Here is an 18,886-nt window from a genome sequence, read left to right on the forward strand (position 1 = left end):
ATGTGCCATTTTTTAAACCGGGCTTTCCAAACGCCGATCGACTGTCAGGCCATCTTCACGATCCTTCCTGCAAACCTCATTGGGCTACGTGCGATAGCATGTTCCGACCCAATTATGCCGTCGCTACCAGGTAACCGCGTTCGAAGCGTGTCTCTTTGCGTAAAGCGGCCCAAGCGATACGCGCCAGCTTGTTGGCCAACGCCACCACCACTGCGTTCCGATGCACGCCTCTCTCGATCATTGCTGTCAGCCATCGCCCCAAAGGAGTGTCGCTTTTTGAAAGCGATGGCAATGCCGCACGCGCGCCATGGATGAGCAAAGTGCGCAGATAGGTGTTGCCACGCTTGGATATCCCAAGCAGCCGTGCCTTGCCGCCCGTGCTGTATTGTCTCGGAACCAACCCAAGCCAGGAGCCAAGGTCTCGGGCCTTGGCAAAGCTGCTTGCATTACCCACGGCCGCGACCAAAGCCGTCGCGTTGAGCACCCCAATGCCAGGGATCGAGGTCAACCTGCGTGTGGCGGCATCGTTGCGCGCCAGTTGGACAAACTCATCGTTCAGCGCCCCAATCTTCGCGTCGAGCTCTTTCCATTCGGCACGCAGCCCGTCAATCAGCTGACGCATGCGGGGCGACAAGGTCTCATTGCCCTCGGAACGCATGCGATCCAAATCAAGCTCGAACTTTCGCCTGCCAGCAGGAAAGATCACCCCGCGTTCCAGCAAGATCGCTCGCAATTGGTTGAGAAGGTTCGTTCGTTCGGCTACGAGGCGCGAACGCACCCGATGCAACGTCTGGATATCTAACTGCTCCTGGCTCTTGAGTTCAACGAAACGCATTGTCGGCCGTGAAGCGGCCTCCGCGATCCCCTCCGCATCGCGGTCATCGTTCTTCTGCGCTTTGATATATGGGCGAACGTATTCGGGCGACATCAACCGGATCTGGTGGCCTTGCGCCATAAACAGGCGTCCCAGATGATGCGCGCCGCAACATGCTTCCATTGCGACCACACAGGCCGGAAGCTTCGTCACATAGTCGATCAGCGTCTGCCGGCGCATTGTACGACGAACGACCACGGCACCGGCCGCATCGACGCCAACTATGCTGCAAGAGTTCTTGCCCAGATCAACACCGAGGATAGCAATAGACATTCGCTCGTTCCTTTCTCTTTCCCGATATCAGCATCCTACTCGATGCTGGGTGAAAGGGCGGGCCATTCCATAAGTTTCCCGGAAGAGATCAGCGCGATCAGCAAGACCCTCGCTCCAGGCACAGAAATAGAGCTGTGGTGGCAAGATGAAGCCCGCATCGGGCAAAAGAACAAGATGACGCGGCGATGGGCGCAACGGGGAACGCGTCCATCGGCCCCCCACGATCAGCGAACGCTATGGACCTACATATTCGGGGCGATCTGCCCGAAGAAGGGTAAGGGTGCAGGCATTGTCATGCCCTGGTGCGACACAGAGGCAATGAACGCGCACCTTCAGGAAATCAGCCGCGAGGTCGATAACGGTGCGCACGCGGTTCTGATCCTCGATCAGGCGGGTTGGCATTCATCGGCCAAGCTGATCGTGCCGGAAAACATCACCCTGCTCTTCCTGCCGCCGCGATCCCCAGAACTGAATCCTGTTGAAAATGTCTGGCAATTCCTGCGCGACAACTGGCTGTCGAACCGCGTCTTCACATCCTACGACGACATCGTCAATCATTGCTGCGCCGCTTGGAACAAGCTGGTCGACCAGCCCTGGAAGATCATGTCAATCGGAATGCGCGACTGGGCACATCGGTTCTGACCAATGCCGATTGGTATAATGACTACCTTTTCAACAAAGGTGACTGGTTCGCAACGCAAGAGGCGTGGAGGCAAAAGCTGATTGCTACTGTCGAGGCCAAGAATGGCGACGAGCTTCTCAATACGTCTACCACCGATCTGGCTCGTTACCTTGTGAGCGAATTCGCGTTCGAGGTTCCCACGATTTACCCAGATGATTTGGTGGTCGACCAACGGGAAGCTCAAATCGATATCAGTCAGGATCAAAACAGGTGGATAGATGACCGTTCGCGCCCGCATTACATTACTGGAACGGCAGTTGACGTCGAGCTGCCTTTCACCGGCGATAAAGTCGGATTTGATATCCAGCCCACGACCAGCAATTTCAACAATCCCCGGGCGCATGTGGACGATGGCGTTATCTCGTTTTCCATCGCGGGAACCGATCTTACGGCAGAGCGCGTGAGGCAGCAGATCGATGGAATGGTTGCATCGATCAATCTGCATTTGAGCTGGTTGACAAATGACGCGCAGGCCTACAACGCGAGCCTAGGGGACTTAGCGATGAGAACAATTGACCATCGCAAGGAAAAACTTCTCCGAGGCAAATCGCTTCTTGCTGGGTTGGGTTTTAAAATGAAGGAGCGCCCCGGCGCGAGCCAAACGTTCGCAGTTCCTTCCGTCCGTCGTACCATTCATCCTTCTGTCCCAAGGCCCGTTGCTTCTCGCGATCCGTACAAGCCAGAGCCTATTCTCACCCCAGAAGACTATGAGCATGTTCTATTGGTGATGGAGAATATGGTCGGCGTCATGGAGCAAAGCCCCGGGGCGTTCCGGGAAATCGATGGAGAGAGCTTGCGGACCCATTTTCTAGTCCAGCTCAATGGGCATTTTGCCGGCGATGCGACGGCCGAAACTTTCAACTATGAAGGAAAGTCCGACATTCTGATCAAAGTCGATAGGAAAAATATCTTTATTGGCGAATGCAAATTCTGGACCGGCGAAAAGGGCTATCTGGAAACCCTTGATCAGGTGCTTTCTTATCTTAGCTGGCGAGATACAAAAGCAGCGGTCCTTATCTTTAATCGGAATAAGGATTTCAGCGCCGTCCTTGCGAAGATCGGAGAGGTTACTCCAGCGCACCCCAAATTCAAGAAGCTGGTCCAGAAACGTTCTGAGAGCAGTTGGACCTACTTGTTCGGGCACAAGGATGATGCCAACCGTGAGCTTACGATCACCGTGCAAGGGTATAATGTTCCGGAGCTGATAAAGCCACGCATTTTAATATTACCGGGTTGAAAATGACTGCGTGCCGGGATCAATGGAGGGCCGTCGATGTCTGAGGCGAAGAAAGAGCAACTACGGGCTCAAATCGCGTATTTTAACGGTGTAGCGATCTCGATCTTGGCAGTCGGTGGCTTCTCAACCTTTATTTCTCTGTCGATTGAAAGGGTTCAGCCCAATTGGATTCCCTACGCAATGGCCGTCAGCAGCCTAATAGTTTCCGTTTTAGTGCATAAAGTCGCGGCGCTATCGGCACGGCAGCTTGGCCACTTGATGGACGAAGAGAAGCGGCTTAGTGCTCCTCTTTTTGAAGCCAGCAGCTTGCCCAAAGTTGAGATCAGCGAGACTCGGCCAGTTCACTCTGACCGGTAGCAATCTTCTGGCGCGATCTACACTTAACCAGAATGCTGCCTGGTCGTCAGCGTTTCAATAAGCCTGCAGAAGAACGCAGCGCATCAGCGCGCGATCGCTACAACGCGTGGCTCGACAAAATCGATGGCGAAACATTAACCAAGGCGAAGAAGGAAATTTTGCGCGCTCGCGCCCGAATGACGAGAGCGATGTTCGACATCGAGCTCGCGGAAGCTTTTAGAGCCGAGAGCGGCATCCCAGCACACCATATCGACACCTTGTTGCATGAAGAATGCGGGCTCGACCACAAGCACATTTCGGTCGCTCAACCGGGCACCGTCTCTTTTGCAATAATCATTTTGGCTTTTCCGCACTAAACGAACTAAATGCATTTTCGAACATGATTAATCGGCAGACGAGCCTGGCCAGGCAGGTTTGGCAGTCTTCTTAAACGGGTCCAGGATTGTGACGCCCGCCCTTGAAAATCAGCGGTGTTTCGGGTGACGACGACAAGGTCATTTACCTGCGCCGTCGCGGCCAAACCGATAACGTCGGAATCTTGTCCGATTGTCCCGGCATTTGCCCCCACCGGCGGGCGACAGCCTCGTCGGTGTTCCGCTTTCTCTCGATGCTTTTCGGAACCTCTCGAACCGAGATCACGCTGATCGCGAGATCAGTATCGTCAACCGTATCGAGGCCGCCACATTTTCGTGCGGCTCGGGTCGACCGATTTCCTTTAAGACATTTGTATGGAGCAGATATTTCAAGCTCAGTCATCCAACGCGCTAAGATCGGCTGCGCGCATGGCGGCTTTTGCCGTTTGCTTCGGATACGGCCGCCCCGCCTTCGGATGCGCCTCCGCATAGACTCCCGCGGAAACGACCTGTTGCTCCTTCAAGGAGGGATAGTCGCGAAGGACATCTTTGACAGTCGCGCCGGCGTCGAGGAGAGCGGCAATCCGATGCGCCTCGATTTGCGTTCCCCGGATTAGCGGTTCCTTGCCGGATAGGTCGATTTGAGCAGTGAGCTTGTCGAGTTCCTTCAGCTTACGCTCGACGAAGACCAGGTGCTGACCAATGTCGTAGCGCTGTTTACCGAACACGACCTCTTTCGCGTGACCGCGTTTGAGAGAGCTTCGCAACGCCTCGTAGAATTCGGACTGGCTCTTGGGTGTCAGCGCCTGTTTGAGTTCGTCATAGGCATGGAGAAATACCAGCTCGGCTTGACCGAACTGCCTAATATTCCGACCGCCTCGCTTCACGAGTTGCGGCTTGATCGGCGCGCGCTCGACAACCTTTTTGAAAGTGTCTAGAGGCGCATCAACCACAAAAGCCGCTTGTGCCGTTGTCAGATGTTCCATCCTATTGCCCTTTCTAATCCACCCCCAAACATAGGGGTGAATTAGAGAGAGTGCAAGGCCCGGACCGACGTGAGCCAAAGACTACGATTGACGCCGCACTTCGTCCACCAGGCTCAGCGTGCCAAGGCGATCAAGAAGCTGCTTTGCTTTCTTTTCCCCCAGTAGTTTAGGCGCCGATGTCGGCCAATGCTCCAGCGCACGCCTGACTGTCGCAACGACCTCGCGTGTGATCAGCTTCGCGTCCAGGCGAAGAAAACTTGCGACCCTCTCAAAGCGATGCAGGTTCACGCTTTCGAAGCTGTGGGTTTTGACGAACCTCAGCGCCATAGTGTCGGACGGCATGTAAAGAACGGTCGGGACAATATCGTAGGCCGGCGACAGCCGGATTTCGCCAGGTGCCGGGAAACGGAAAGACCAGTTCTTGAGATGGTTGTCGCCATTGCCTAAAAGCACGTCTGCAACTACCCTGCGGATGGCTTCCAATATGTCATCGCGATGGTCGGTGCTGAAGCGGCGCACCATGTTGATGATGGTCTCGGTCGTCGCCATCGTATATTTTCGATCGCCGATCGCTCCTAGAATTTGGGCTGCGTCTTCGATGTGAATGCGACGATCATCGTCGGCACGGTCGAAGCGATCGACGACGAGAACGCGCTCACCATGAGCCAACAGTTCCGCAGGGATGCCGCTGATCGCGGTGCTGGAGACAAGCCGGCAGTTTGCTGTCCGCACGCCGATCGTCCTTGCCATCTGCATGGCCGCATGTTCAGCTTCCGGCAGCCCTGGGTATCGCTCGCTTGCCACCTTGATGATGCAGCGGCCGGTGTTACCGCGACCGGGAACCGTCAATCTGTCGCCCTCGACGTTGGCCGTGAACTTGAGCTGCACACCGGCGAGCGAGAATTTGACCGTGCCATCGGGCAGCGGGACATCCACACCATCTTTCTTTTCAATGGTGATCGGGCCGGCTGACGCTGGAACCGCTGTTTCGGGGACGACGAGGATTGCGCCGGGGAGATCGCCGCCGAGGCGGGTCAGGACGTCGAACTCATCGTGATCGCCCGGCCCCATCTCGTTCAACACGAGGTCCCTGAGGGCGCCCTCTGGAAGCAATCCTGAAAACCATGGTGGCAATGTGCCGTGAAGCCCAATTTTGTCCCCACGCCGCGCCAGACGATTGCGTGTGCCCTCGTCATCGTCAGGATCGAACCAGCCCAGGCTCAAAATTGGCCGCCTTGGATCCCGCAGGAACGTTTCCGCAACGACAAACGCGACCGCGCCGTCACTATCGCGCGTCAGGGTCCCTACCCTCACCTTCCCGATGTTCTGATCCAGAAGATGGACGCCAAGGATCGCCGAAGATTTCGCCATCACGGTTCCCCATTGTCGTCTTCATCGAGATCGACGAAAAGTTCCTCAAATGCGCTGGCCGCCGTACCTTTATTCTGGTGTTCTCTAGCATCGCCAATCAACTGCCTCACTTCCCCCATCCGGGACTTCGGCAGCAGGACCGGCACAAGGTCGAGGGCATCGCAGATTTCGGCAAACAGCGTCAGTCGATCCCTACCCCGTCGATCGGTTGCAAGGTCCCTTTCGAGTTCCGATATTCGTGCCCGGTCCCGGCCGAGCCTTGTCGCAAGTGCAGGCTGGCTGAGACCGCGTCGTTTGCGGGCGGCCAGCAGTTGCTCGCCAAGAGTATTGAAAATCGTAGTGCTCATGCGGAATATCGCTCGCCTGCTGGCCGGTGTCCGGAATTTCGTATGACTCTAAGATAAAGCAAAATGCGGAATTCCGCTAGAGGACGTCATAAGGAGCGAAATAGCGCACCAATATAACGATTGCCCAGCGGCGATTTCGATCTTGGCTCGTCCTCATCAACCCAATGCCTCAAGTCCAACCGGCGACCGCCGATCCGTCCCAGGCCTTGATATCGCCCCCAACAAGTTATATATTCCGACCCATCGGAAGAATTAATACCGATGGCTCAACCATGCCAGCAGTTGCCGAGATGCTGAAGGCGAGCGAGGCTGCCGTTGTCTCGCGCGTGAGCCTGCGCGACGTCAATCGCGTTATCGACGAGCACATCTTGCCGGAAGCGTTCATATCGCTCGACAACGGTCGTCATGTCCTCGCCGGAGCCTGCTCGCTTATCACGTTTTACTTCGAAAGCGCCCGCCGCCTTACCTCGGAAGAACGCCTGTCTACTATCCGGACGGCGGAGGCCCGGCTTGCGAGAGCCCGCACCCTCCCGTGGTCCGCCCTGTTGCTTGAAGATTGGACCGTGCACCACGAGTTTCTGACGATCGATCTCATGCCCTTTATGAGGGGCGCGAGCGAGCGGCTGGACGACCTTGCCGCAGCACGGGAGGTCGTCACATCGTCGGCCGACATCCTTGGTGGGACGCCTGTCATTCGAGGCACCCGCGTTCCTGTCCATGATGTTGCCGCGTCCGTATCCGCGGGCAATTCCACGGAGCGCATTCTCGAAACCTGGCCTGGCCTGGACAGAGAGAAGATCAGGCTCGCGACAATCTATGCGGAAGCTAATCCCTTGCGCGGGCGGCCCCGCGTGCTGGGCGAGCTTCCCGAAGGTTCGGTCATCCTCACAGATCGTCGCGTCCCCCGTCGCACGAAGGCGGGATGAAGTTTCTGATTGATGAGTGCCTCAGTCCTCAACTGGCTAAGATGGCGCTGGAAAAAGGTTATGGCGAAACGAGCCATGTCGTCTGGATGAAAACTGGGTGGCCTGAAAGACTGGGAGCTCACACCGATCATTCTTTAGGGCGACTGGACGTTCGTCACGAAGAACTCGGTCGACTTCCGCGGGCCGAAAGACAAGCCCGGGACGAAGGGGCAATATGCAGACGTTGCCATCCATGCCGGGCTGTCTACCTAAACCGCCCGCCCGGTATGGACCTCGATATGCAGATCGAGCTGTTCGAACAGGCTATGGCCGAACTCGACGACGATGACGATCTCGCCAATCGTGTGTTGGAAATTTCCCTCGGCGATGAGGACGAATTGCGCGTGCTCCGGTACGCACTTCCGAAGGGATAATCGTTCAGGAAGGAAAAACGGCATACAAGCTCAATAATAAGCCAGCAACGTGCTAGAACTGGTCGGACTGCCTGATACACTCCCGCTCAACGCAGGGTTCCTGCGCCAAGAACTCCAATAACGCCGAAATTCGTATCCGAGTTGCGGATAATCTGTGGCGTCACGGTGTCAATGCGAAGCTCAGAGCCATCAAGAATGCAGATCGAAGACGTCACCGCGCGCGGGCCAACCACCCTTGATCCGCTACGCAGTATAGCATTCCGTTCGATCTGGAGTTCCACGCAAGTCGCCAACCTGGGATGGCTGGTGCAAACCGTCACGATCAGTTGGCTCATGGCGACGATCTCCGCTTCGGATCTGATGGTCGCGCTTGTGCAGGCTTCAACGACGCTTCCGGCATTCATACTCTCCATTCCCGCCGGAGCAATCGCCGACACCTATAGCCGTCGATCGGTCATGATCACCGGGCTCTCATTGATTGCGCTCGCTTCCATCGTACTGGCGATTGCTGCCGCCTTCGGCTTCGTTAGTCCCTGGCTGATTCTAGGTCTGGGATTTGTCGCAGGCTGCGGCTTTGCGCTGAATGACCCCGCTTGGCATGCCTCGGTGGGCGATATCCTCGACAAGCGAGATATTCCGGCTGCGGTGACGCTTATGTCGGTCGGATACAACATGACGCGCAGCGTTGGACCGGCTTTGGGCGGAGCCATTCTCGCGTTCCTCGGTCCGTTGGCGGCCTTTCTCTTTGCCGCCTGCAGCAACTTAGCGCCTCTCGGCGCGGTGTTGCGCAACAAGTGGCACGTCCGCAAGTCTCCGCTGCCTGCAGAGCGAATTTCAACAGCAATCCATGACGGAATGCGGTTCACGGCGCTTTCTTCCGACATCCGGGCGGCGATCATACGTGCCACCCTTTTCGGCCTTGCCGCCATTGCCATACTTGCTCTTCTGCCGCTTGTCGCCCTCGATCGTTTGGCCGGCGGACCAATCATCTACGGCATACTGTTTGCCGGTTTCGGAACAGGCGCTTGCATCGCCGGACTGAACAACCGGCTCTTAAGGAGATTGATTCCTCAGGAATGGCTGATGGCGATCGCTTCCATCGCTTGCGCGTTTTGTTGCATCTCACTTGCCCTCACCTCCTCAGTACCTTTGGCGACACTTGCGCTTGTCATCGGAGGCGCCGGCTGGGTCATCACCTGGACCGGGTTCGACGTCTGGGTGCAATTGGCAAGTCCGCGCTGGGTCGTCGGCCGTACGCTCTCCATCTATTACGCATTCCTCTCCGGCGGCATGGCAGCCGGCAGTTGGATCTGGGGCACCGTCGCCCAGACCTATTCGCTTGCATCTTCTCTCGAACTTGCCGCAGCGGCCCTGTTACTCGTCGCCGCATCAGGGTTCGTCCTGCCGGTGCATCTGGCGGCCGAGGCAGACCAGCAGGGCTCGGTTTATCCGGCGCCAACGGTGGCGCTTGATCTGAAGCCCCGAAGCGGCCCGATTGCAGCGAGGACGGAATATGCCATAGACGACAGCGACCTGGACATCTTCCTCGATCACATGCGCACTCGAAGATACGCCCTGGCCCGGGCAGGCGCACGTGACTGGACGCTCCAGCGAAATCTTCGAAAGCCTTCCCGTTGGACAGAAACATTCCGCACGCCGACCTGGATGGATTTCCTGCGTTTGCATCATCGTCTCTCCCCGTGGGATCAGGAAGTCGTACAGCTTCTCGCCGCTTTGCATATGAGTGACAAGCCTCCGGAAACTGATCTTGTGATTGAGCGCACAACAGACACGCGACGGACCCGGAGCCAACCGGTCGCGCGCGTTTCGCGTCCATGAGGTGATCTTGCGATGAGGCCATTTATCGAGCAGCGGCAACGGTCCCATAATGGCGTCGGCCAGAAACAAAACCTCACGGTTCAGACTGTGGAGACTAGCCGCAAGCCGAACACAGCTCCTGGCCTGGGAGTGGCATCAACCCCTGCCATCCTGGTTCGCTCGGCTGTCGTCGATCCCTGCTCGACGACAGCCGCTTTTCCCTCGGTTTTCGATTCCGGCCTTGCCGCCACGCGCCGATGCCTGGCCCGCGAACTCTTGGACAAAGCGTCGACTGGGCAAGCGACAAATGATGGCAGACCGAAGTACGACTCCTTTCCCTCATCGCCGAATACGCCCGTCAAGCACGGCCGAAGTGACCCGCCCGAAAGAGACTGAATGACATGCCTTCAAAAGAAGAGACAGCATCCATAGGGCTATTGGCGCCACTGAAGAATTCGACGTTCCGTTCGATTTTCTTCGCGTCGCAGCTTTCCAGCCTGGGCTGGCTGATGCAGACGGTAGCGCTCAGCTGGCTCATGGCCACGGTTTCGACGTCCGATGTCATGGTTGCCCTCGTTCAGGCCTCATCCACGCTGCCAGCCTTTTTTCTTGCGATCTTCGTTGGCGCGATTGCCGACAACTACAGTCGGCGCATGGTCATGATCGTCGGTCGAAGCCTGATGATGGCGGCCTCGGCGATGCTGACGATCCTCATGGCCTTCGGCATCACCGATCCATGGATGATCCTGGCGTTCAGTTTCCTTGACGGCTGCGGTATCGCATTGAGCGATCCTGCTTGGCGCGCTTCGCTTGGCGATATGCTGGAGCGCCGCCATCTGCCGTCGGCCGTGACACTTCTTAATGTCGGCTTCAACACGGTCCGTAGCGTCGGTCCCGCCCTCGGCGGCATCATCGTTGCTGTATTCGGGCCGCTCGTCACATTCGCGCTCACCACCTTCGGCTTCGTCGCGCCCCTCACCGCCCTGTGGCGAAACAAGTGGACCGTGAAAGCGTCGCCCCTCCCCCGGGAAGCGCTCATGACGGCCATCTATGATGGCCTGCGCTTCACCGCGATATCCTCCGAAATCAAGGCGACCATTGTCCGCGGGACGCTCTTTGGGCTGACCGGAACCTCAATGCTGGCGCTCCTGCCGCTCGTCGCGAGAGACCTTTTGAAGGGCGGCCCGATCGACTACGGTATTCTCATGGGGGGCTTTGGCGCCGGCGCGCTGGTCGCGGGGCTCGTGAACCCGCCACTCAGGCGCGCGGTCACGCAGGAGCTGCTGATCGTTCTGGCATGCGTCGCGTGTGCGGCATGTGCCATCTCACTTGCTCTGACGTCCTCCCTTATCATCGCAACAGTCTGCCTTGCCTTCGGGGGCGCAGGCTGGGTGACGGGATGGTCGGGGTTCGGCGTCAATGTGCAGTTGGCAAGCCCACGTTGGGTCGTGGGTCGCACGATTTCCATCTACAGCGCCTTCACCTATGGGGGGATTGCCGGGGGCAGTTGGCTCTGGGGAATTATCGCGGAAAATCATTCCCTCTCCCTGTCCCTGGCATGTTCTGCTGCGTCCTCCTTGGTTGTTGCGGCACTTGGGGTCAAGCTCCCGATCAGCAACCGCCTAGAGTCGGAGCTCGAAGCCTCCGGCGCTTTCGATGCGCCTGTGCCGGCACTTGATCTGAAGCCGCGAAGTGGCCCGATCCTGGTCACGACAGAATACGCTGTGGCGGACGAGAATGCTGACCTTTTTCTTGAAATCATGCGCAGGCGTCGGCTGGTTCAAAGCCGCGTCGGTGCACGCCAGTGGACACTCACGCGCGACGTTCAGCAGCCTTCGCGATGGCTCGAGACCTTCCGGACGCCGACCTGGACGGATTACCATCGCCTTCATCACCGCCTCAACGAAGCGGACAAGCGCCTGGACGACGAGCTCAAGGCGTTGAGCGTGGCGTACGACCTCCCGCGAACAACCATTCTGGTGGAGCGCCCGACGGCTGCGCGCAAGTCCGCGCCCGTGCCATACGTTTCGCAGAAGTAGGGATGTCAGCAGACATCTTCCCAACGGGGTCTATATTGGTGGCTATTTTTCTTTGGAAAGCTTCGAGCGTCACCGGAAAACCGCTCTCCAGTTTCATATTCCTGATTACGCCACAGCTTGTCGTTATGCACTATTCGCAATTGACCCTCGCCGATCGGCGGCGCCTGCATCATTTAGTCGAGCGCAAGGTGCCGATCAACGAGATAGCACGTAAGCTCGGCCGTCACCGATCGACCATCAATCGTGAGATCAGGCGCAATACGCTCCATGACCGCAAACTTCCCGAATATAGTGGCTACGTCTCGACGGTTGCCGACGATATCGCCAAGAAACGCCGGCGACGCTTGAGAAAGCTGCGACGTCATCGGCGACCACAGGTCGGGTCGCTCTCATCTTTTCCCTCCCATGAGAACACCGCCCCCACCGCTGCAGTAGTCAGCTCGCAAAATCTGATTTGAGGAGCGATATGATGTCGACTTCGATTTTGACTGCTTTGACAGTGTGCGCGGGCCTAAGCACGTTGGTGCTGATGGTGGCGCAGCTTCTTCATTGACGCACGAAGCTTTCAGCGTCCGCTTGGTGACCAACCATTAGTCTGAACTTTACGGCGAGGCGGAATTCTGGCAAACTTCTGCCATCGTGGTCAGGACATGACGTCCTTTAGACCAAAGTTATCGGAGCTCCTTTCCATCCGATATCTCTCACTTCTCTGGCCCTGCGGATTCCCCCTCAGGGCTTTCCTTTGTGCTGAGCCGTGCCGGGTGCCGAAATGATGGACGAAACCAGAGAATACCTGATGGATCAGCGCAGCACGCTACTGTTCCAGATCGAGCGGGCGAAGCATCATCTTGCCGGCCTTGAGGCTGATGCGATCAAGATCATCAACAGCAAGGCCTCCCTGCCTGCTGCCGATATCGCCATCATTACCGAGGACTTGGCGGAGCACCTGAGAAGCGAGATCGAGGCGCTGTGCTGGGCGATCGACCATATTGACCACGAGCTGGAATATCTCGACGGCGATGATGAGTTTGAGCCGTTCACCGGGCGTGAAGCTCGTTCGCGCGGTACAATCGACAGACCTGGTAATGCGTTGTTTCTTCGGACTTCATGACAACGGTGTTTCGCACAGCAACGCCCAAGCGGGCACCCAAAAGCAAAAAGCCCCTATCCGATTAGGGATAGGGGCACAGTTTCCATGAAGTGCTCTGTTTCAATCGTCGGAGGCACACTTCCGACCGCTGAATTAGAACGTGATAATGGCGTGGATCATATACGCCCTTCGGCCTGCGGGCGCGGCCTGTTCGGGAATCAGCATTTTATGAGCGGCGTTGCTACTTGCAGCGCCGTTATTGTTTTGAAAGATGGTGGGACGGGTGCCGAGGCGGGCGCCCGGGCAAAACCTTTGAGTGTAGATTCCGATGATTTACCGGACGGCGTTCCGATCAAAAACCGGACACGATTCCGAGAATTAACCGGACGCGATTCCGATTTGATACCGGACGTTTTTCAACGTAAGCAGTGCCCCTGGGTCAGCAACCTTGGCATGCATTTCCTTTTGAACTTGAGGAGATGGCATGTCGAAGAGACGAAGGCTGACCATGAGACAACTACGACATTTACTTCGACTGCGATCAGATGGCGTGAGCGTTCGCGATATTGCCGATCTGCTCGGGATTGCCCGCAGCACGGTGCAGGACGGGATCGGGCGAGCTGCGACGGCAGGGCTATCCTGGCCTTTGCCTGCCGATCTGACGGACGACGTCCTGGAATGTAAACTTTTCGCCCGGCAAGGCACCAAACAAGGGGTACGGCGACTACCAGAGCCGGATTGGAGTGTCATTGCGGTCGAGCTGAAGAAGCCCGGCGTGACCCTGACGATCCTGTGGGAGGAATATCGAGCCGTCTATCCTGATGGCTACGGCTTCAGTCGGTTCTGCGACCTGTTCCGCGGCTTTGAGCGGCGTCTGACGCCAACGATGCGGCAGGTCCACATTGCTGGCGACAAGGTGTTCGTCGATTATTCCGGCAAGAAGCTGCCGATCGTCGATCGCAAGACCGGCGAGATCCGCGAGGCGGAGATCTTTGTCGGCGTGCTCGGTGCATCGAGTTATGCCTTTGCAGAAGCCACCTGGACTCAGACCCTGCCGGACTGGATCGGCTCGCACGTGCGCATGTTCGCCTATTTCGGCGGCGTGCCGCGCCTTATCGTCTACGATTACGTGCCCGGGCACGTAATCGGGGTTTTGTGTCCCGAACGGTTATGCGCCCCGGCGGGCGTAAGTTTCTGTGATCAAACGACCAGATTGTCTGTGGCGGCACATCTCTGGCGAACAACGAGCGCACCCTCCTATTCCCCTTAATTCAGAATGGAGGTTGTCATGTTGGAACACTTTTTCGTCAAACCACAAACTATCGATCGGATTATGGATTGCTGGCTAGGGCCGCAGATCGAGCAGTATGTGAAGGCTTTGTGCGAACGTGCCTATACGCCTCGAAGCATCTATCGCCGCGTTCCCGTGCTGGTGAAGTTTGCGGCATTCACTGCCGGCCAGAATGTCGAACGTATAGAACAAGCGGAAGGGCTCTTCGAGCCGTTCATCGCTGATTGGTTGTCAAATCGTCATTCCGGTCGATCGGCTGATGCACGTCGACGCGACCGCAACTTTGTCACTGGCATCATGCGGCATTTCTTCAGCCTGGTCGTATGGAAGGCAGGCGATGACCGCACCAGACCTTCGCTGCCCGATCCATTTGCAATCCAGATTCCAGGGTTCTTCGATTATCTCCGAGATGAGCGAGGGTTGCGGCAAAGCTCCATCGCGCATTACCGGCATTACCTTCGCGTCTTCGAGCGACATCTCGGCGATATAGGATGCGATCCGAAGTCGCTTACATTACCGGTGGTGACGACCTTCATCACGACACAGGCCTCGCATTTCGGCCGCACCGTGATGATCAGTCTTGCCAGCATCCTGCGGGTCTTCCTGCGATACCTGCATCGGGAACACGTCCTTCAGCGCGACATCAGCAAGCTGGTCGAGATACCTCAACGTTATCGGCTGGCCGATATCCCTCGATCGATTAGTTGGAGTTCGGTCCAGGATATGCTCGATCAGGTGGACCGGCGCACCGTGGTTGGCCGGCGCGACTACGCCATGCTGCTGCTGATGGCCGTTTATGGGCTGCGCTCCCGTGAAGTAGCGCTGCTGACGCTCGACGATGTCGACTGGAAGCGCGATCGGCTGCATGTGCACGGGCGCAAGGCCGAGCACAGCACCACCTATCCGCTGGCCCCCGTCGTTGGTGAGGCGATCGTGGATTACCTCAGGAACGGGCGGCCTGACGTTCAAAGCCGATTGCTTTTCTGGCGGCATTTGGCCCCACAATCGCCACTTACACACTCTGCGGTGTCGGCCACTGCCAGCAAGTATCTTCATCGCGCGGGGATTCCGGTTAGCCGTCCAGGATCACACACTCTCCGTCATGCCTGCGTCCAGCGCCTGGTAGACACGGGGTTTTCGCTCAAGACCATCGGCGATTATGTCGGGCATCGCGCTGCCTCCTCGACCATGATTTACGCGAAGGTCCAGGTCGATGGCTTGCGGGAAGTAGCTCTGGGTGATGGGGAGGATCTGCAATGAGCCCGCGTCTTCCCGAGCCTTCAAGCCCGATCGCACCCTACATCGTCGCTTTCCTTCGCCACAAGCGCGCGCTCAACCGGCGCTATGACGTCGAAGACAAGGTGCTGCGGATGTTCGACGGCTACCTCAACGCTCAAGCGGTGACGAACCTGACCGAGATCACCCCGGCGCTCCTCGATGCATTCTTCCTGAGCCGTCCGCGCTCGCGGCCTCGAAGCTTCAACCATCTGATCGGCGTCGTCGGCCGGCTGTTCGAGTGGATGGTCGAGCATGACTTTATTGATCGTTCTCCTGTCACGATGAAGCCGCGCCGCCGAGGTAATCCGAGACCGCCCTGCATCCTGGATCTGCGGACCGCTCAACAGCTCATCGATCGCGCCGCCGAGCTCCCGGATCAGAACAACGCCCCGCTTCGCGGGCCTGCCTATGCCATCATCTTCAGCCTGTTGTTCGGGCTTGGTCTGCGCGTCGGCGAGGTTGCGCGCCTGCGCTGGCGGGATGTCGATCGGGATCGTGACGTGCTCACCATTCGCGAGACGAAGTTTTCCAAGTCAAGGCTCATTCCCATGGGGCCGCAGCTGGCACAGCGCCTTTATGCGTTCATGACGCTGCGATCACAGCACGTAGTTTCGGTTACCCCCGACACGCCGCTGTTTTCTTTCCTGCGGGGTCGAGCGGTGAACCCCGGCACGATCAGTATCATTTTCCGTTCGCTGGCCGATCAATTGGACATACCAATCCCAGCGGGAGGAACGCCGGCTCACGTGCATGATCTGCGACACAGCTTTGCGGTCGGGCGACTTCTGCGGTGGTATCGCGACGGACATAATCCCACCGACAAGCTCGTTAAGCTGTCGACCTTCATGGGCCACGTGGACCCCGCTTCCACCGCCGTCTATCTCACCGTTACAGCCGATCTCCTTGAAGCCGCCGGCCAGCGCTTCGAACGCTTTGCAGCACCGCTTTCGTATGGAGGACGGCCATGAGAACCGTCGGCAGCCTCGTCTATCAGTTCTTCGAACACCATCTCAAAGCCGAGAAGGGTCTGGCGTCCACCTCGATCCGGAGCTACCGCGACGGGATCCGGTTGTTTCTCCTATTCTTGGCCCGGGAGAACCGAACCCCGATCAGCAAGCTCAGGCTGAGAACCTCAGCGCCGACAATGTGCGGGCATTTCTCGCCCATCTTGAATCCGAGCGCGGCAACGGCATCCGAGCACGGAACCACCGGCTAGCAATGCTGCACACCTTCTTCGCCAATGCCGGGGGCCAGGAACCTATAGTGCTGCCGGAGGCCGAACGCGTCGCCGCCATCCCAAGGAAGCGTGCGCAGCCAGCAGCCACCTATTATCTCGAGCGCGACGAGGTCGAACGGCTCTTCGACAAACTGCCGCGCAGCGGAAAGCTGGCCATCCGCGACAAGGCGCTGCTCATGTTCCTGTACAATACGGGCGCCCGCGCAACGGAAGTCACCGGACTGATCGTCGATCAGTTGGTTTTGACCTCCTCACCGCGGGTGAACCTGCACGGCAAGGGCGACAAGTGGCGGACCTGTCCACTATGGCCCGAGACTGCCCGCCTGCTTGGCGAGATGCTGCGTAACCGACGCCACCCAGCCGCTACAGAAAGTCCGGTATTCCTCAGCAACGTCGGGAAGCCGCTGACGCGGTTCGGCCTATATAAGCTTGTCCGGCGTCATGGTTCGAATATTCGCATTGGCAATGGACAGAGGTCCATATCTCCACATGTTTGGAGACACACGACGGCCGTTCATCTCCTCGAGTCCGGCGTCGACGTGAACGTCATAAGAGGCTGGCTTGGCCACGTCAGCCTCGATACAACCAACCGATATGCCGAGATTAGCATCAGGATGAAGCAGGAGGCGCTTGAGGCTTGCCAGGGACTTGCTAGTTCTTCGGTGGGACCTCCCCGAAAGCCAGTCTGGCAGAGCGAGCCAAAGCTTCTCGAATGGCTCGCCGACCTCTGATCGTTATGTGCCCCGTGTCGGCGAGAGCGCTTGGATCACCAGGCTGCGGGGCACATAACCGTTCGGGACACAAAATCCGGATAATTTGAAGTCCGGCGTCAACAAGGCGAGCTTCTACGATCCGGAGATCAACCACAGCTTCGGCAGGATGGCTGCCCATTACGGCGTCGGCGTGCTTCCGGCGCGACCGAAGCGGCCGAAAGACAAGCCAAAAGTCGAGGCCGGCGTACGTTTCGCCCAGAGCTGCATCCTCGGCCGGCTACGCAATCAGACCTTCTTTTCACTGGAGGAAGCTAACGCCGCCATCCGGGATGCCGTCGAGCGGATCAACACGCACGTCATGAAGCGGTTGGGCCAAACCCGCCAGGAGATGTTCAAGACCATGGAACGCCCGGCACTCGCGGCTCTTCCGGCAGAGGACTACGAATACGCCGAGTGGAAGCTGGCGCGGGTCTCGACCGACTACCATGTCGAGTTCGAGCACTATTTCTACTCCGTGCCCCATACCCTGATCCGACAGCAGGTGGATATCAGGGCCACGGGCCGCACGATCGAGGTCTTCTTCAAGGGCAAGAGGATCGCAGTCCACCAGCGTCGTTACGGCGGATCACGCTACGGAACCGATCCTGACCATATGCCCAGCTCGCACCGGCGCTATGCCGAATGGTCGCCTGCAAGGTTCCAGCGCTGGGGCGCTTCCATTGGGCCTCAGACCGAGGGGCTGATCATCGCTATCCTGGCCAGCCGTCCTCATCCGGAACAAGGCTTTCGAACCTGCCTCGGCGTGCTGAAGCTCTATCGGGCAATTCCTACGATGCAGGCCGAGGCGGTGTCCGCCCGTGCCGTCGAGATCGGCGGACTGACCTGCAAAAGCATCACCGCGCTCATCAGCACCTACAAGGCACCACGACATTCCGCCGAACCTGCCGCCGTCGGCGAGCATGCCAATCTTCGCGGCAAAGCCTACTTTCATTAACGAGACAATCAAGAATGCTGACCAATCCCACTGTAGATACGCTGCGCCAACTCGGCCTTTCCGGCATGGCTTCCGCCTTCCAGGAACTGGAAATGCAACCGGAAGCGAGAAGCCTCCAGCACGGCGAATGGCTCGCGATCCTGCTCGAACGGGAACAGACCTCGCGTCGCCAGAAGCGCTTCGAAGCCAGAGCCCGTGCCGCCAGGCTGCGCCATGACGCCCAAATCGAGAATACCGATTTCCGAGCAGCGCGTGGTCTCGATCGCAACCTCTTCCTCAAGCTTTCCACCTGCGACTGGATCAGACAGCGGCACTCCCTGCTATTGATCGGTCCTGCCGGCGTCGGCAAAAGTTGGCTGGCCTGCGCTCTCGGTCAAAAGGCGTGCCGGGAGGATCTTGCCGTCGCCTATCACCGCGTGCCACGGCTCTTTGCCGCGCTCGCCCTGGCACGAGGCGACGGTCGCTACGCAAAGATGCTCAAGAGCCTGGGCAAAGCCGATCTCCTCATCCTGGACTAACGTGCACTGCGCAGAGATGTGGAGCTGACACCGCAAGAGCCCGCAAACGCGCGACTTTCCCACGATACCACTCCACATAACTGAATCAT

At 58.0% G+C, this 18,886-nt stretch carries 18 protein-coding genes and 3 pseudogenes; 17 read left to right on the forward strand and 4 right to left on the reverse strand.

The genetic code is table 11. From position 1 onward, the window contains the following. Positions 1 to 112 precede the first annotated feature (112 nt). Complete coding sequence (locus GGD50_RS24135) at positions 113 to 1,147, reverse strand: IS110 family RNA-guided transposase (RefSeq protein WP_004118306.1); 1,035 nt, start codon at positions 1,145 to 1,147, stop codon at positions 113 to 115. A gap of 114 nt (positions 1,148 to 1,261) precedes the next feature. Between GGD50_RS24135 and GGD50_RS24140 the strand changes: the two are divergent. The 4 genes and pseudogenes from GGD50_RS24140 to GGD50_RS24155 all read left to right on the forward strand — a co-directional run. Next, positions 1,262 to 1,789, forward strand: a pseudogene (locus GGD50_RS24140) (IS630 family transposase); the annotation flags it as partial. Further along, positions 1,705 to 3,066: a hypothetical protein gene (locus GGD50_RS24145; RefSeq protein ID WP_240535429.1), complete on the forward strand. Its 1,362-nt coding sequence runs from the start codon at positions 1,705 to 1,707 to the stop codon at positions 3,064 to 3,066. The pseudogene GGD50_RS24140 and the gene GGD50_RS24145, both read left to right, overlap by 85 nt. 36 nt (positions 3,067 to 3,102) lie before the next feature. Beyond that, a complete protein-coding gene (locus GGD50_RS24150) occupies positions 3,103 to 3,423 on the forward strand; it encodes a hypothetical protein (protein ID WP_004118303.1) in 321 nt (106 codons plus the stop codon). A gap of 32 nt (positions 3,424 to 3,455) precedes the next feature. After that, positions 3,456 to 3,779, forward strand: a complete 324-nt coding sequence (locus GGD50_RS24155; protein ID WP_004118301.1) for a hypothetical protein — start codon at positions 3,456 to 3,458, stop codon at positions 3,777 to 3,779. Positions 3,780 to 4,171: 392 nt separating this feature from the next. Here the strand turns inward: GGD50_RS24155 and GGD50_RS24160 are convergent, their stop codons facing one another. From GGD50_RS24160 to GGD50_RS24170, 3 genes are all read right to left on the reverse strand, one after another. Next, positions 4,172 to 4,762 (reverse strand): DUF433 domain-containing protein, encoded by a 591-nt coding sequence (locus tag GGD50_RS24160; RefSeq protein ID WP_004118299.1) that lies wholly within the window; start codon positions 4,760 to 4,762, stop codon positions 4,172 to 4,174. 81 nt (positions 4,763 to 4,843) lie between these two features. Then, on the reverse strand, positions 4,844 to 6,133 hold the full coding sequence (locus tag GGD50_RS24165) for a type II toxin-antitoxin system HipA family toxin (protein ID WP_004118296.1): 1,290 nt from the start codon (positions 6,131 to 6,133) through the stop codon (positions 4,844 to 4,846). Further along, positions 6,133 to 6,480, reverse strand: coding sequence for a helix-turn-helix domain-containing protein (locus GGD50_RS24170; protein ID WP_004118293.1), 348 nt, complete (start codon positions 6,478 to 6,480; stop codon positions 6,133 to 6,135). Before GGD50_RS24170 ends, GGD50_RS24165 begins: the two co-directional genes overlap by 1 nt. 272 nt (positions 6,481 to 6,752) lie before the next feature. Between GGD50_RS24170 and GGD50_RS24175 the strand changes: the two genes are divergently transcribed. The 13 genes and pseudogenes from GGD50_RS24175 to GGD50_RS24230 form a co-directional block, all read left to right on the forward strand. Then, positions 6,753 to 7,406, forward strand: coding sequence for a DUF433 domain-containing protein (locus tag GGD50_RS24175; RefSeq protein WP_004118290.1), 654 nt, complete (start codon positions 6,753 to 6,755; stop codon positions 7,404 to 7,406). Beyond that, a complete protein-coding gene (locus GGD50_RS24180) occupies positions 7,403 to 7,819 on the forward strand; it encodes a hypothetical protein (protein ID WP_004118284.1) in 417 nt (138 codons plus the stop codon). Before GGD50_RS24175 ends, GGD50_RS24180 begins: the two co-directional genes overlap by 4 nt. A 195-nt stretch (positions 7,820 to 8,014) precedes the next feature. Further along, a complete protein-coding gene (locus GGD50_RS24185) occupies positions 8,015 to 9,658 on the forward strand; it encodes an MFS transporter (RefSeq protein ID WP_004118282.1) in 1,644 nt (547 codons plus the stop codon). 380 nt (positions 9,659 to 10,038) lie between these two features. Then, positions 10,039 to 11,676: an MFS transporter gene (locus GGD50_RS24190; protein WP_004118281.1), complete on the forward strand. Its 1,638-nt coding sequence runs from the start codon at positions 10,039 to 10,041 to the stop codon at positions 11,674 to 11,676. Between the two features lie 125 nt (positions 11,677 to 11,801). Further along, a pseudogene (locus GGD50_RS24195) lies at positions 11,802 to 12,041 on the forward strand (helix-turn-helix domain-containing protein); the annotation flags it as partial. A gap of 404 nt (positions 12,042 to 12,445) precedes the next feature. Next, entirely contained in the window at positions 12,446 to 12,787 is a 342-nt protein-coding gene (locus GGD50_RS24200) for a hypothetical protein (RefSeq protein WP_210305352.1), read from the forward strand. 463 nt (positions 12,788 to 13,250) lie between these two features. Further along, positions 13,251 to 14,036, forward strand: coding sequence for a transposase (locus tag GGD50_RS24205; RefSeq protein ID WP_183932622.1), 786 nt, complete (start codon positions 13,251 to 13,253; stop codon positions 14,034 to 14,036). Between the two features lie 18 nt (positions 14,037 to 14,054). Further along, a complete protein-coding gene (locus GGD50_RS24210; protein WP_004118273.1) occupies positions 14,055 to 15,317 on the forward strand; it encodes a tyrosine-type recombinase/integrase in 1,263 nt (420 codons plus the stop codon). Then, positions 15,314 to 16,303: a tyrosine-type recombinase/integrase gene (locus GGD50_RS24215; protein ID WP_004118271.1), complete on the forward strand. Its 990-nt coding sequence runs from the start codon at positions 15,314 to 15,316 to the stop codon at positions 16,301 to 16,303. Before GGD50_RS24210 ends, GGD50_RS24215 begins: the two co-directional genes overlap by 4 nt. Next, positions 16,300 to 16,551: a site-specific integrase gene (locus GGD50_RS32860; RefSeq protein ID WP_240535427.1), complete on the forward strand. Its 252-nt coding sequence runs from the start codon at positions 16,300 to 16,302 to the stop codon at positions 16,549 to 16,551. Before GGD50_RS24215 ends, GGD50_RS32860 begins: the two co-directional genes overlap by 4 nt. Positions 16,552 to 16,553: 2 nt before the next feature. Continuing rightward, a complete protein-coding gene (locus GGD50_RS24220; protein ID WP_240535426.1) occupies positions 16,554 to 17,303 on the forward strand; it encodes a tyrosine-type recombinase/integrase in 750 nt (249 codons plus the stop codon). An 85-nt stretch (positions 17,304 to 17,388) separates the two neighbouring features. Next, positions 17,389 to 18,279: a transposase gene (locus GGD50_RS24225; protein WP_200863263.1), complete on the forward strand. Its 891-nt coding sequence runs from the start codon at positions 17,389 to 17,391 to the stop codon at positions 18,277 to 18,279. A gap of 14 nt (positions 18,280 to 18,293) precedes the next feature. After that, positions 18,294 to 18,794, forward strand: a pseudogene (locus tag GGD50_RS24230) (ATP-binding protein); the annotation flags it as partial. Positions 18,795 to 18,886: the final 92 nt, after the last annotated feature.

Origin of the sequence: Martinezella paranaensis, assembly GCF_014200235.1 — a bacterium.
GTDB lineage: Bacteria > Pseudomonadota > Alphaproteobacteria > Rhizobiales > Rhizobiaceae > Rhizobium > Rhizobium paranaense.